General features: G+C 30.3%; 15 protein-coding genes and 1 pseudogene. 5 read left to right on the plus strand and 11 right to left on the minus strand.

From position 1 onward, the window contains the following. The first annotated feature begins 269 nt into the window (after positions 1-269). Both Q428_RS12050 and Q428_RS12055 read left to right on the plus strand, forming a co-directional pair. Positions 270-710, plus strand: coding sequence for an Lrp/AsnC family transcriptional regulator (locus tag Q428_RS12050; RefSeq protein ID WP_035381299.1), 441 nt, complete (start codon positions 270-272; stop codon positions 708-710). 17 nt (positions 711-727) lie between these two features. Continuing rightward, positions 728-1,348 (plus strand): LysE family translocator, encoded by a 621-nt coding sequence (locus Q428_RS12055; RefSeq protein WP_035381301.1) that lies wholly within the window; start codon positions 728-730, stop codon positions 1,346-1,348. Positions 1,349-1,387: 39 nt separating this feature from the next. On the opposite strand, the gene Q428_RS12060 is transcribed toward Q428_RS12055, so the two are convergent. From Q428_RS12060 to Q428_RS12105, 11 genes are all read right to left on the minus strand, one after another. Next, a complete protein-coding gene (locus Q428_RS12060) occupies positions 1,388-2,020 on the minus strand; it encodes an ABC transporter ATP-binding protein (protein ID WP_035381303.1) in 633 nt (210 codons plus the stop codon). Positions 2,021-2,025: 5 nt separating this feature from the next. After that, complete coding sequence (locus Q428_RS12065) at positions 2,026-3,657, minus strand: ABC transporter permease (protein ID WP_035381305.1); 1,632 nt, start codon at positions 3,655-3,657, stop codon at positions 2,026-2,028. A 49-nt stretch (positions 3,658-3,706) separates the two neighbouring features. Beyond that, complete coding sequence (locus Q428_RS12070; protein WP_035381307.1) at positions 3,707-4,771, minus strand: Fe(3+) ABC transporter substrate-binding protein; 1,065 nt, start codon at positions 4,769-4,771, stop codon at positions 3,707-3,709. 119 nt (positions 4,772-4,890) lie between these two features. Next, positions 4,891-5,646 carry a MerR family transcriptional regulator gene (locus Q428_RS12075; protein WP_035381309.1) on the minus strand — a complete coding sequence of 252 codons (756 nt, stop codon included), beginning with the start codon at positions 5,644-5,646 and terminating at the stop codon, positions 4,891-4,893. Positions 5,647-5,911: 265 nt separating this feature from the next. Then, a complete protein-coding gene (locus Q428_RS12080; RefSeq protein WP_035381311.1) occupies positions 5,912-6,442 on the minus strand; it encodes a DUF2703 domain-containing protein in 531 nt (176 codons plus the stop codon). 80 nt (positions 6,443-6,522) lie between these two features. Then, on the minus strand, positions 6,523-7,065 hold the full coding sequence (sigZ, locus tag Q428_RS12085; protein WP_035381314.1) for an RNA polymerase sigma factor SigZ: 543 nt from the start codon (positions 7,063-7,065) through the stop codon (positions 6,523-6,525). Between the two features lie 78 nt (positions 7,066-7,143). Beyond that, positions 7,144-7,878, minus strand: a complete 735-nt coding sequence (locus Q428_RS14660; RefSeq protein ID WP_207639972.1) for a methyl-accepting chemotaxis protein — start codon at positions 7,876-7,878, stop codon at positions 7,144-7,146. A 29-nt stretch (positions 7,879-7,907) separates the two neighbouring features. Next, positions 7,908-9,170, minus strand: coding sequence for a methyl-accepting chemotaxis protein (locus tag Q428_RS14665; protein ID WP_051515157.1), 1,263 nt, complete (start codon positions 9,168-9,170; stop codon positions 7,908-7,910). Positions 9,171-9,360: 190 nt separating this feature from the next. Beyond that, on the minus strand, positions 9,361-10,080 hold the full coding sequence (locus Q428_RS12095; RefSeq protein ID WP_035381316.1) for a DUF3298 and DUF4163 domain-containing protein: 720 nt from the start codon (positions 10,078-10,080) through the stop codon (positions 9,361-9,363). Positions 10,081-10,131: 51 nt separating this feature from the next. Further along, positions 10,132-11,331, minus strand: a complete 1,200-nt coding sequence (locus tag Q428_RS12100; RefSeq protein WP_035381318.1) for an MFS transporter — start codon at positions 11,329-11,331, stop codon at positions 10,132-10,134. After that, on the minus strand, positions 11,331-11,876 hold the full coding sequence (locus Q428_RS12105; RefSeq protein WP_035381320.1) for a Chromate resistance protein ChrB: 546 nt from the start codon (positions 11,874-11,876) through the stop codon (positions 11,331-11,333). Before Q428_RS12105 ends, Q428_RS12100 begins: the two co-directional genes overlap by 1 nt. A gap of 177 nt (positions 11,877-12,053) precedes the next feature. On the opposite strand from Q428_RS12105, the pseudogene rlmD reads away from it, so the two are divergent. The 3 genes and pseudogenes from rlmD to Q428_RS12120 all read left to right on the plus strand — a co-directional run bounded on the left by rlmD (position 12,054) and on the right by Q428_RS12120 (position 14,210). Next, positions 12,054-13,425 (plus strand): annotated as a pseudogene (gene rlmD / locus Q428_RS12110) (23S rRNA (uracil(1939)-C(5))-methyltransferase RlmD). 78 nt (positions 13,426-13,503) lie between these two features. Further along, a complete protein-coding gene (locus tag Q428_RS12115) occupies positions 13,504-13,899 on the plus strand; it encodes a nucleotidyltransferase substrate binding protein (RefSeq protein WP_035381322.1) in 396 nt (131 codons plus the stop codon). After that, positions 13,896-14,210 (plus strand): nucleotidyltransferase domain-containing protein, encoded by a 315-nt coding sequence (locus Q428_RS12120; RefSeq protein WP_035381324.1) that lies wholly within the window; start codon positions 13,896-13,898, stop codon positions 14,208-14,210. Before Q428_RS12115 ends, Q428_RS12120 begins: the two co-directional genes overlap by 4 nt. Positions 14,211-14,601 lie beyond the last annotated feature (391 nt).

The following is a 14,601-nucleotide window of genomic DNA, read 5'->3' on the forward strand; positions in this document are numbered from 1 at the left end:
CCATATACAATAATGCTATAAATTCTATAAATTGTATATAGAGATTTGTAAATTTTTATAAAATTTATTTAGCTGTTTCATCCCTCTTATTTTCCTTTACACCTCAACTTTTAAATTCTAAAGGTATTGTGAAATTATTATACATTAAATTTATTAAATTATTTAAGTAATAACTTAAATTTTTAAGCGATTTCAAGTATTATATTTACAATTATTAAGAAAATATGTACTATTGTATCAATAAATTAAATTGCAAGGAGGGTGTAATCATGGATTTAACAGATGCAAAAATTTTAGATTTATTAAAACTCAACAGTCGAATAACAGCTTCAGAAATAAGTAAAAATGTTAATCTATCCATTCCAGCAGTTTCTGACAGAATAAAGAAACTTGAGGAGAGTGGGATAATAGAAAAATATACAGTAAAATTAAATAGGGAAAAAATGAATTATAAACTTATGGCACTTATATTTGTTACATTGGAAAAAACCCAATATATTGATGGTTTTAGAAATGCAGTTATAAACTTTAGACCTGTTTTAGAGTTCTATCACTTAGCAGGGGAATACGATTATTTCTTAAAGGTTGTTGTTGAAGATACAAAAACTTTAGAAGATTTTTTAACTAATTCACTTAAACAGATTCCCGGTATACAAAGAACAAACACTGTTATTGTACTTTCTAGCATTAAAGAAGAAGTAAACATCTAGTTTTGGAGGTAGTTATTATGTATTTTTTAAAGGGATTAATAATAGGTCTTTCAGTTGCTGCACCTGTTGGCCCAATTGGCCTTTTATGTATACAAAGAACGCTTAATAAAGGTAAAAAATCTGGTTTTTTCTCCGGTCTTGGTGCTGCTACAGCGGATACAGTTTATGGTCTTATTGCAGCATTTGGCTTAACTTTTATTTCAAACTTTTTAATCAGCAATCAAACTTTTATACGATTTATTGGAGGATTATTTTTAATATATCTTGGGATTAAAACATTTCTTTCAACTCCTGCAAATAATGCTGCAAAATCAAATGAAGGAACTGGAATACTAGACGACTATTTATCCACACTTTTTCTAACTATAACAAATCCTATGACAATTATGTCGTTTTTAGCTATATTCGCAGGTTTAGGTTTAGGTTTAGGTAATACAAGTTCAAATTTATCAGCTTTAATAATGGTTATTGGTGTATTTTCTGGCTCAGCCCTTTGGTGGTTTTTGTTAAGTAATTGCATAAATTTATTTAAAAATAAAATTGGCACTAATGCTTTAAAATATATTAACATAATTTCAGGTTTCATAATTATTTCTTTTGGGGTAATAGCTATTGGTAAAATATTTAATTTAATCTAGAAAGTAAACAAAAGGTGCCTGGCACCTTTTGTTTACTTTCTAGAGATTAATTATCCTATCGGCTACATCCTTAGCATCCTCTATATCGTGGGTAACAAATATAGATGTTGAATGTGTTTTTTTTAGTATATCTTTAATTTCATTTCTTATCTTTTTTCTAAGGTCTGCATCTAAGTTGCTAAATGGTTCATCTAAAAGTAGAAGAGATGGTTTTGGAGCAAGTGCCCTTGCTATTGCTATTCTTTGTTGTTGTCCACCACTTAACTCATGCGGATATCTTTTTTTATATTCCTTCATATCAACAAGCTCTAAAACTTCATCTAGTATTCGTTGCTTTTCGTTTTTATCTACATTTCCTACTCCAAATAAAACATTCTTCTCAACTGTCATATGAGGGAAAAGTGCATAATCCTGAAACACCATGCCTATACCCCTTTTTTCTGGCTCAATAAATTTGTCTTTATTATATAAAATATTATTATTAACTAATATCTCTCCACCATTTGGTACTTCAAGACCAGATATTAATCTAAGTATTGTACTTTTACCGCTTCCACTTGGTCCAAGTAGAGCAACTATCTCTCCCTTTTCAATCTCTAAGCCAAAGTTTTTTATTTGATATTCCTTAGCATTTTTGTATTTAAAACTTAAATCTTTTATAACAACATACATACTATCTACTCCTTATCAACCCTATTTATAAAACTTATAGCAACTATACTGATTAATATAATTATAATTGCTGGAACAGCTGCCTCTTGAAGCATTTCATCTGCTGCATAATCAAATGTTCTTGTTGCTAGGGTATTAAAATTAAATGGTCTTAAAAGAAGTGTTAAAGGAAGTTCCTTTATAATATCTATAAAAACTAGCACAATACTACTTATTATCGCTGGTTTTAACATAGGTATATCTATTTTTATAAATGTCTTTAATGTATTTTGTCCAAGTAGCCTTGAAGCTTCAAAAAACTTTTTGCCCATTTTTTCATATCCAGACTCTATTGCTTGATATGAAACCTCTAAAAACCTTATAACATAGGCAAAGAAAAGCATAAAAATACTTGTTGATAAAACAAGAGTCTTGGAGTTTGGATTTATCATTATATAGAACCATTTTAAATTTCTATCTATATTAACAAACAAAAGTATTACAGAAATTGCAATTACAGCTGCAGGAATTGAATATCCCACCATTGTTATTTTAGAAATTATTTTTGATAATGTTCCTTCATGTATCCTACAATAGTTAGCAATTACTAGAGAAATTATTGTGATAACAATTGCAGCCATTATCGATAAAGTTAATGTATTTAAAGACATTGTAATAAATGAGCTGTTTAAAACACGTTTATATGTCAGTGATGCAAAATATAGAAGTTGTATAGTTGGTATTAAAAATGATAATAGAAATATTATTGTAAAAAACCCTACAACTATATTCTTTTTAATACCTGTTAATCTTTTTCTTGAAACAGGTTTTATTTTAGTATTACTATAGCTGTATTTTCTTCTTCCCCTCATAAACTTTTCAAATAAAATTACAAATACAACACCAACCATAAGTATTGCTGCAATTCTAACCGAAGACTCAACATCTCCAAGGGAAAACCAAGTTTTAAATATTGCTGTTGTAAATGTCTGCACACCAAAATATGAAACCACACCATAATCGCTTAAAACCTCAAGTGCCACAAGTGTAGCACCACTTACTATAGCAACCCTAGATATTGGTACTATTACTTTGAAAAATATTACTATATTACCCTTTCCAAGAAGTCTCGCGCTTTCCACAAGTGTTGCCGATTGTTTTTCTAAGAATGATTTTGTAATTAAATATACATATGGAAATAAGAATATAGTTAATATAAATATGGCTCCTTTAAGGGACATAATATTAAAATATTTTTGATTCACTGCTATATCAAATTTGTTTCGAAGTGTAGTTTGTATTATTCCTGTATAACTCAAAAGTCCATTGTATGTGTAAGCACCTATATACGGTGGTATAGCCATAGGCAAAACTAATGCCCATTTAAAAAATCTTCTAAATGGGAAATCATAAAATGTAACAAAATATGCAGATACAACACCTATTATTACAGTAAATAAAACTACTGCTATAGTTAGCTTTATACTATCTACAATATATACCTTTAGCATATATTGTTTAATGTGTGCCCAATTTTCATTAACAGGCTTTATTAAATTTGAAACAATTTCAACACTAGGCAATAAAATTAATATTACCATTACAAAACTTATCAAAGACCAGCCATTAATATGCCTTTTTATCTTTGCTCTTTCCATAGTTCACACCCTTTTTATTAATAAAGGCCCTTTCAAAGGGCCTTTTAATTTATTTCCAACCTATTTCATTAAATATTTCTACAGCTGCTTTATTGTGTTCACCAAGCTTTGATATTTCAATATTTTGTCTCTTGAAATCTCCCCAAGACTTTAAAAGCTCTGCTGCCTCAACCTTTGGGTTTGCTGGGTATTCAAAGTTTGCTTCTGCAAATAGTTTTTGTGCTTCTTCTGAAGTTAAAAATTCAATTAGCTTTATTGCATTTTCCTTATTCTTTGAAGCCTTCGTTAAACCAGCACCACTAATATTTACATGTGTTCCTGTTGTATCTTGATTTGGGAAGAATACTCCTACTTTTTTAGCTGCATTTACTTCTTCTTGATCTTGTGAATTTAGCATTTTTCCAATGTAGTAAGTGTTTACAATTGCAACATCACCAACACCCGCTGCAATAGCTTTTACTTGGTCTCTGTCATTTCCTTCTGGTTCTCTTGCAAAGTTTTGAACAAGTCCCTTTGCCCATTCCTTAGCCTTTTCTTTTCCATTACTTTCTATCATTGAAGCAAGTAATGATTGATTATATATATTAGTTGATGATCTTGTTAAAACCTTTCCCTTCCACTTTGCATCAGTTAATGCCTCATAAGTTGAAAGGTCACTTGGCTTTACTCTATCCTTTGAATAAACAATAACTCTTGCTCTAACTGTAAGTGCAGCCCAAGTGTTATCCTTGTCTCTTAAGTTTTGTGGAATGTTATTATTTACTATATCTGAACTAAATGATTGTAAAAGTCCTTGTTCCTTCGCCTTATGTAGTCTTCCTGCATCTGCAGTAATTAAAATGTCTGCTTGTGTATCTTGTCCTTCTCTTGCAAGTCTTTCTATAAGCTCATCTGATTTACCTTCAACTACATTAACCTTAATGCCTGTCTTTTTGGCAAATTCCTCATAAAGTTTTTTATCGGTATCATAATGTCTGTCTGAATATACATTTACAACCTGTTCCTTTTGTTGTGCTGGTGCCTTTTCTTCAGCAGTTTTTGCACAACCTGCAAATATTGAAGCTGATAATAAAAGTGCTGATGTTATTGAAAGTAATTTGATTTTTCTGTTCATATTGAACCTCCCTTAATGAAATTATTTTTTAATTGAGAATAACTTTCAATTTCATTATAGGGTACATATTTACATTTGTCAATATGTATTTTAAACAAAAGGTGCCTGGCACCTTTTGTTTACTTATCACAATAAATTTTAATTGCCTCACTTAAAAACTCTGCAAGACCTTCTTTTATTTTATCAATATTGTTTTTAAATCGTTCATCTGAAACATAAAGTTCCCCAAGTCCTCTAAATATATCTACTGTACAGTTGTAGAAATTATCTGTAATATACTGTCTCCACTTTTTTACTGCCCTTTGCACATCTTCATCATCTGGTGATCTATCCATTAATGATGCTATCTCAATATATATCTCTGATGCCTTTTGCATTATATCTGACCAATCATTCTTTGTATATTTTGATGTTTTCTCCATAGACTCTTTATACGCATTAGTATGTCCGTATTTTTGTTTGGTCTCCTCTGCATACTTTTTTTGGTACTTTTCTATTTCACTCATATCAAATGCATTAAACATATTTTCTTTACTCATTTTAATTCCCCTTTCAGCTGATTCTATTGTGTTTTCAACACACTCTATTATTTTATTGAGCCTATCTCTTTTCTTTATAAGAAGTTGTCTATGAAGTTCCAAAGCTCTTTTTCTGTCAAAGTCTGGATCATCTAATATTTCCTTTATTGTCTTTAAATCAAAATCTAATTCTTTAAAGAACAAAATCTGCTGCAGTTTCTCTAAATTTTTTTCTGTATATAGCCTATATCCTGCCTGTGTTATAGATTCAGGCTTTAAAAGACCTATTTCATCATAATGATGAAGTGTTCTAACACTGATTCCAACCATATCTGCAACTTCCTTTATCTTATACATCTTATCACCTCCATCCTCATCATATTCTATTACGTTACGTTATAGTCAATAGAAAAATAAAAATTTCTTATAAATCAAAATTAATAATTTAATTTTTGATTTACTTTAAATTCTCCTTCTTTCTGCCTCTGCTTTTTAATATTCCTTTCATTTATACCTTGCTGTTTAATAATTATTTGTACAAAAATATAAAGTGACATTTATTAATATAACAAATGTCACTTTATAATAATCTAGTTAAATTTTGATTATTAAATAATAAAGTCTATTGTTTTTTCATTCCAGCATAAAATTTCTTCAGGTTCTCTGGTAAAATATATTCATCTTCCTCAACAAAAGTATCTTTTGTGCCATAAACTTCTTTTAAAATTGATTCAATTATCATTGCCTTAGGTGGAGAATCGTATTCCTTCCCCTGATAAACCCATACTCGACAATCTACATCTTCTCCACATAAATCACCGCAACACTTGCATAAACTTTCCTTGATATCCAATTGAATATCACGACCATTTACACGGATTGTTGGAGAGCTTTTAAACCTATACTTTAGTGCCAACTCTTCATTTATAACATTAACTTTATTAACTTCCACTTCTACTCCAGTAGTCTCTAAAACATTTGATACATCCTTTAAAGCTTCTTCTAAGTTTTTATCTGTGCCTTGACATCTATCACACGTAGTTAAATCAAGATATAAAAAATCAATTACTATTTTCCCTTTCTCATTATTAATATTTACTTCATTACAACACCCACTACTACATGAACAACATCCTGTTTGTTTAGATTTCATAAATATACCTCCTAAAATTTTATCTGTTTCTATATATAAAGACGAAAAAAAGAAAAAAGGTTTCAAGAAAAACCTTTTTGCTAGCAGAATTTGCAATTTGTTGTTTTATGTTTATAATCTATAATATTACCTAACCTATCAAGCTCAAAATAACAACATTCTATGAGCATTTGTTTTAGCATTCCTCTTGCCCTAAAAACTCGAGATTTTACTGCTGAAACAGAAATGCCTAGTTGCTGACTAACTTCCTTTTGTGTTAATCCATTGTACTCAATAAGTTTTATAACTTCTTTATATTTTTCAGGAAGATACTCTATCATTGTATTTAAGCATTTTGAAATCTCATTATTATAAGAATCTTCTTCAAAATCTTCTTGGAAGAGATTATCAGTAAGTTCGAGCATTTCTTTATTTTTATTTCTGTAATAATCTATGACAGCATTTTGTGATATTTTATAAACCCATAAATTTAATTTAGTATTATCCCTTAGTCCATCTATATTGTTATAAATCTTTAAAAGTACCTCTTGTAGTACATCCTCTACATCACTATTATTTATATGCCTTGCTATATATTTGCGCAAGGATTTGCTTATTTGTTCCCAGCAAATATTTTTTTCCATCAAAACCACCTCAACATATATTATACTATTAAAGTATTAAAAGGGCTGTGAATTTCACAACCCTTTTTGTTTGTTTTCTTACATTTTAAATTTTTCTACTGACTTAACAAGCTCTTCAGCAATTCCAGCCAGACCTTGAACTGATTCAGCAACCTCCTGCGCTGATGCTGACATTTCCTGACTTGAAGCTGAGATTTCCTCCGTTGATGCTGATGATTCTTCTATTATGCTTGAAACATTTTCTGTTTTTGCTAAAACAGTGTCCTTTACTTCCACAGTTAAATCAACAGACTTATAGACTTCCTCTATATATGGTGCAATTGTTTCAACTGAACCTAACACATCTTCAAAGGATTTTACAGTGTTGTCAACAGTTTCGATCTGAGCCTTAACATGTTCGTCAACTTCCTTTGAGGTTATAATTACTTCTTCAGTATCCTCATTTATTGAAATTATTAGATTTTTAATTTCATCTGCCGAACGTCTTGATTCCTCTGCAAGTTTTCTAACCTCATCAGCAACTACAGCAAATCCTCTTCCTGCTTCTCCTGCACGTGCAGCTTCGATTGCAGCATTTAAAGCTAAAAGATTTGTCTGCTCTGCTATTGTGGTTATTGTTTCCGTAATACTGCTTACCTGTGAAACAGAGTTTGACAGGTTTTGAACCTTTTCATTAACCATACTAAATGATGCTTTTATGTCTTCTATAGATTTTAAAAGAAGATTTAATTCATTTTTACCTATATTAACTTTAGCTTTAGTATCATCTGTTGAATCCTTAACAGTCTTAATTTTTTCATATATATTGTCCATGTTTTTCGCTAAATCATGCATCAGATTTACTACGTCTGCAATTTCCTCAGTCTGATATTTGTTCCCTTTGCAATTTCATTTACAGTAGCTGCAACTTCTTCTGAACCTGATGCCATCTCCTGTGAAGTAGCTGCCAGTGATTCCGATGATTTTCCAACTTCATCTGCTTTTTCTTTAATGTCTCTTATTATATCTCTAAATGAGTTTTTAAGTAAATTTAAAGCATTTGACATATCTCCTAATTCATCTTTATTCTTTAGGAGCTTTTCATCTATGTTTATTGATAAATTGCCATTAGACATTTCACCTAAGTATTCCTTTATTTTGTTCAATCTGTTAACAGAGCCGTTAGCAAAAACAAACAGCATTAGTCCAACTAATATAAAGGCAACAATTCCAATTATTGAAAGGGTAATAACTGTTTTAGTAACTGAATCATTGACACTCTTCATTGAAATACCAATGTCTATTGCTCCTATGTGCTCTCCATTGACATAAACTGGAGTTAAAACATCATATACAGTTACATTTTTTACATCGTAAAAATATTCCTTTGCATATTCTTCTCCATCTATAGCAGCTTTTTTACTACCCTCATCATCATTTATTTTACCGATTAATTTACTGTCATTAGCAGCAATTTTTTTTAAATTTTTATCAATAAATTCAGCATATACTATATCAGGATTTTTTCCTATCTCATCTACAATAGCCTGATAACTTGTTTTATCATACAATGATTGTATTTTATTTGCCAAAATACCTATTTGAATCATTCCGCCACTTGAATTTTTTACATATCCATATTTATAATAGTTATTGTTTTCTCTGCTCTTTCTAATGTTTTCCATAAGCTCTGACTGTTTTCCTGATAAAACTGGATATGAAATGTGGTTTTCATCAAAGACAGCACCTATACTTGATTCTAAGTTTGAATATATAATTTTACCTGTCCCATCGGTATAGTTTATTTCATCAACATCCAGAGTTTTAGCTACCTTTTTTAACACGTCGTTATTCACTGTTGGCTGATTTAATATAACTCTACCTGAAACCCTTATTTTATCTTCAATCTGTTCATTTAAAGTTTTGTATGCTAATCCACTCTGCTCAATTCTCTTTGCCATCTGCCTTGTTAGCTGAAGGCCATCCTCCTTCATTCTATTAATTGTTGAAACTTTTGTTATATATGCACCTACAACTGTAACAAAGGTAAATGCTGCAAAAAGGATTATAAGTGGTAATGTTGTTAATTTAAATCTAATAGATTTCAAGTTAGGCCCCTTTTTCAACTGAGATAACCTCCTTAGTTTTAATGTTTTTTTTAAACTTACTTTATATAATTTTAATATACGACATTATCCTTAATCAAGTGATTTTTTTCGACATTTCTTATTCCCTTCATTTGAATGCATTTCAAAGTTAAAAATTTAAAGCACATCCACCTTTATTTAGAGAATGTGCTTTTCTTAAAAATTAAAATCAGATTTTAACCTTTAAATATTTCTTCAATAGTCTCAAAGGTACTTTAAATTCAGGGGCTGCAGAACCATAGCCGCTAATTTGGTAAGGTCTATAACATATTACTATACTATCACTAGTTATGTAAAATGCCTCATTCCCTGTAATATTATAAACATCATAACATTCTTGCTTGGTTATATATGGATTTTCTTTTTTTATTTGTTTTATTAGTTCGTTTGAAACAACTTTTTTATATCCAGTGTTTTTAAATAAATCCTTTAACTTCAATCTCTTTCCTGTTTTTAAATCATAATTATAACAGGTGTTATATAGCATTGGGTGGGCACCGCCTGTATAAATATAATTATTCATTTCAATGCTCAGCAATCCGTTTTTATTATAACCAACTTTATAACTTTGCCTTATTTCATAAGGGAATACATCATTTACCTCTATACCATCAGTCTCTGCATCCTTTGCCATCTCTTCTATTTCTTTATAATCAAATTTTTCAAATGCATTATTGATATTTTTTTCAATAGTCTTGTTTTTGAAACCAGAAACAACAGGTATTTTAAGGTTCGCTTCAACATATTTGTTTGAATATTTAATTGTTTTTGTTGAAACCTTTGCAGAGGTCATAGTTTTAACATTTGATGTAGCCGCCATAACAACATTTCCTAGTAATAATACAAATGTCAATAGAACAGCTATAATTGAATATGTCTTCCTTTCCACGTCGTTCTCCTCCTTTAGCAACTAGCAGCCATATCACTTGTAAATTTTAACTTATTGTTTGTTTTTCCTATCCACTGCATAAAAAAGTGGAATTGATGCTGCCTGAGTAATTATTGAAAATAACACCAGATATTTTATTGATATTCCATATAGTATACCCATGGCATAGCTTCCAAGAAACCAAAACAACCCAAATCCTGTATTAAATATACCAAATGCAGTTGCCCTTCGGTTTTTTGATGTCAGATTTGTTACAGTGGCTTTGAGGATTGATTCCTGGGCTCCCATTCCTATACCCCACAACATTATACCAAAAATTATTGTTACTTTGTAGGTACTTAAGAATACTAATGGCGCAAAAAATGCTGACATTGCTGTTGCTATTATTAATGAAGAAATACCTTTTTTATCATATAACCAGCCAAAGAAAAGGGCTGCAACTGCATCAACACCCATAGCCAAAGAGTAAAGTATTGGTATGATGTTATCTGCAAAGATTTTTTCCTTAACTAGATGAAATGACATAATTGGGAAATCAGCAAATCCTGCAGCTACTAAAGAAATTGCTGCTATATATAGCCAGAATGGAAGTTCAAAGCTTATTTTTCCTTCTACTTCCTTGGATTTGTCAAAACTTTCTGGAGTTGGATAAAGTTTTTTAGATATTAACAAAACAAGTACAGCAAGTATCGCTGTTATGCCTAGAGCCAGAAAACAAAGTCCGTAAGCTTCCTTTGTGTTAGAACCTCCTTTTAATGTTAAAATAATAAACAACATAACTGGCCCTAAAAATGCTCCAATTTGATCCAGTGCTTCCTGAAGTGCAAATCCCTTACCTGCACCAACTTGACTTGCAGCAAAAGACACAAGGGTGTTTTTTGATGGATTTCTGATTGCTTTACCTAGTCTTTCTAATAAAATAAGACCACATGCATAAATCCATCCCTTTTCAGGAACAAAAGCAAGTAATGGAATGGCTATTAAATTAAGCCCGTATCCAATAATAGTCATTGTCCAGTAGTTTTTAGTTTTATCGCTGATAATTCCAGTTACAATTCTAAATGCATAGCCAATAAATTCCCCAAGACCAGAAACAAATCCCACAGCAGCAGAGGATGCACCTAATAGTCCAAGATAAGGTCCTATTATACTTCTTGCACCTTCATAGGTAAAATCAGAAAATAAACTTACTATTCCAATTAAAAAAATAAATTTATATGCAGATTTTTTCATATTTTCATTAACATCCATTATAAACTTCCCTCCTTAGATTTCTCATCAATTTCAAATACCTTATTGCTGAAATTATTTAACAGCAAAATGCACTCTTGTATTCTTCTAATCACTTCTGCCTTCATCTGACAGTCAAAATAATCTTTTCTTTCAACCTTTTTCAACCAAATATTAAGCTTTTCAATTTCATTTTCGTTCTCCTCAACTTCAGCAAAGGTAAAATTCTCCCTTTTAATCTCCTTTTCAATTTCAAGTTCAAAGTCATCACATTTTTCCAGTATCTCTTTATAATCCTCTTCACGTTCCTTATTGAATTGATTAATCAATTTTTTGTTTTCTTCTTCATCATCAATAAGAGTAACGCAGCTTATACTCTGGCCTCCATTAGAGTTGATTTGGTCAACAATCTTTCTAAACTCTTCCTTTGCTTCTTCAGAATCCGGTAAAATCCATATGGATTGTAAAACATTTAGTGCTCCTATTGATTTTAGCCTTCTCCATACTGCAACCCTATTCTTTTGGGGCTCCCTTGGAATCTGGTAAATCAACGTCCTCCAATTCAAATCATCACCTCCTTTTATGTAACCAGTATTACATGTAATACTGGTTACATTTTAAATATATTACCATTATATCCCTTTGTCAATAGAATTTAAATATTTTATGGATATTCATATATTATAATTCCTGAATTTTTGATAAAATAACTAAAGATATAGTTTAAAGAAGGGTGATAGTATATGACGAAGTTAATTCCAGTTGAAAAGAATAAAGATTATGAATTAGATATAACGGGTATGGGGCACGAAGGTGAAGGTGTAGGTAAACTTCAAGGCTTTACTATTTTTGTTCAAGGAGCTTTACTAGGTGAGAAAGTAACTGTTAAGATAATTAAAATTACTAAAAACTATGCTGTTGGAAAACTGCTTAATGTTTTAGTACCCTCAGAATTTAGAGAAACCCCGGTTTGTGAAATATACAAACGCTGCGGAGGTTGTCAATTACAACATCAATCCTATGAAGGCCAATTAAAATATAAAACTCAAAAGGTAACTGACAACATTACTAGAATTGCCAAACTTACTGATGTTTTAATACATCCTACCATCGGTATGAAAAACCCATATAGATATAGAAATAAAGTTCAACTTCCTATTGGTAAAAACAATGGAGAAATACAAATAGGTTTTTATGCACCTAGAAGCCATGACATTATCGATATGGAAAAATGCTATATACAAGATGAAATCGCAGATAAAGTTGTTGAAATTACAAGAGAGTGGCTGAATAAATATGGTGTAGAACCTTATAATGAAGAAACAGATAAAGGAATCCTAAGGCACATAATGGTTAGAAAAGCTTTTAAAACTGGAGAAGTTATGGTTGTTTTAGTTAGCAGAGTATCCAAAGTTCCTTACATAAATGAATTTATAGATTCCATAATAAAAAATGTAGAAGGCATTAAAAGTATTATTTTAAATATAAATAAAAAGAAAACAAATGTAATACTTGGTGAAGAGTGTAAAACTTTATGGGGTTCAGAAACAATAACTGACTATATAGATAAATTTAAATTCAATATTTCTCCTTTATCCTTCTTCCAGGTCAATCCTGTGCAAACTGAAGTTTTATATAATAAGGCTTTAGAATATGCTGCCCTGACAGGAAATGAAACTGTTTTTGATGCCTATTGTGGAACAGGTACTATTTCTTTATTCCTTGCTAAAAGGGCAAAAAAAAGTTTATGGTGTTGAAATAGTTCCACAAGCTATCAACAATGCAATTGAAAACGCAAAGGCAAATGATACTAACAACGTTGAATTTATAGTAGGTGAATCTGAAAAAGTTATACCTGATATGATAAAGAGAGGAATAAGAGCAGAAGTTGTTGTTGTAGATCCTCCAAGAAAAGGCTGTGAGAAAGAGCTCCTTTATGCTATATCTGAAATGAATCCTGAAAGAATAGTTTATGTATCCTGTGATTCCAGTACACTAGCAAGAGATCTTGGAATATTAGATGAACTAGGATACAAAACCAAAGAAATTCAACCTGTTGATATGTTTCCCCAGACTGCACATGTGGAGTGTGTTGCAAGGTTGCAAAGGAAATAATATGATAAAAATATATGAATATCTTTTACACTAGTAAATTAAATACATACCCAATACCAAGAAAGTAGGTGCCTATAAATGAGTGAAGATATCAGATGGAAACAGAGATTTTCTAACTATAAAAAGGCTGCAATTCAGTTAACAGAATTTATAGAAAAAGATGAATTAAATAAATTTGAAGTTCAAGGATTAATACAATGCTTTGAATATACATTCGAATTAGCATGGAAGACCATGAAGGATTTTTTAGAACAAGAGGGTTTTGAAGTGAAAAGCCCAAGAAATGCAATACAAACAGCTTTTCAGATTCAGTTAATAACTAATGGACATGTTTGGATTGATGCTCTACAAAAGCGAAATTTAATGGCTCATACTTATGATGAAGATATTGCAAAAGAAGCTGAGCATCTTATAAAACATAATTATTATCCAGTTATTAAAGAGTTATTACTTAAGCTGGAGGATATGATATGAATTTTGGTTTAAGAGAATCAGATTTAGAGTATATCATAAATACTATAAAACATTTTCCTGAAATTGAAAGAGCAGTTATTTTTGGTTCAAGAGCAAAAGGAAATTATAAACCAGGCTCAGATATTGATATAGCAATATATGGTGAAGCTATAACATTTGATATATTATCAAAACTTCATTCAATGTTGGAAGATGAGAGTCCTCTTCCATATATGTTTGATATTGTAGACTTTACCCATTTAAACCACAATGAGTTAAAAGATCATATAGAGCGAGTAGGTAAAGTGATTTATGAAGTAAAAATAGTTTGAAATAAAAGAATTTGCATAGATTTGTCTAAATTTATTTAGTAAAAATTAAATTCAACAAGAAATTACTATAGGAATTAAATCCTGTAGTAATTTCTTATTAGGGACATATACTTACTGTTATATATAGGGATATGTATTTTAAAAAGTATCTAAATATCCCACTTTTAGCCAAACTCTATAATTTTTTCGTTTTATGTAACTTTCTTTTTGTGTTTTCTTTAAATTTTTACTATGCTTGTCCAATTTTTATGCCTTATTAAAACACTTATTTTTTTAACTTTTTAAAATTAAGTTTTTATTTTTTGTTTTTAAAAATTACACATACTGTTTCATAAACTCACACGTAATATTTTTATATTTCTCATCATCTAAAAGCTTTACCCCAAGGCTA

The organism is Fervidicella metallireducens AeB (genome assembly GCF_000601455.1).
GTDB lineage: Bacteria > Bacillota > Clostridia > Clostridiales > Caloramatoraceae > Fervidicella > Fervidicella metallireducens.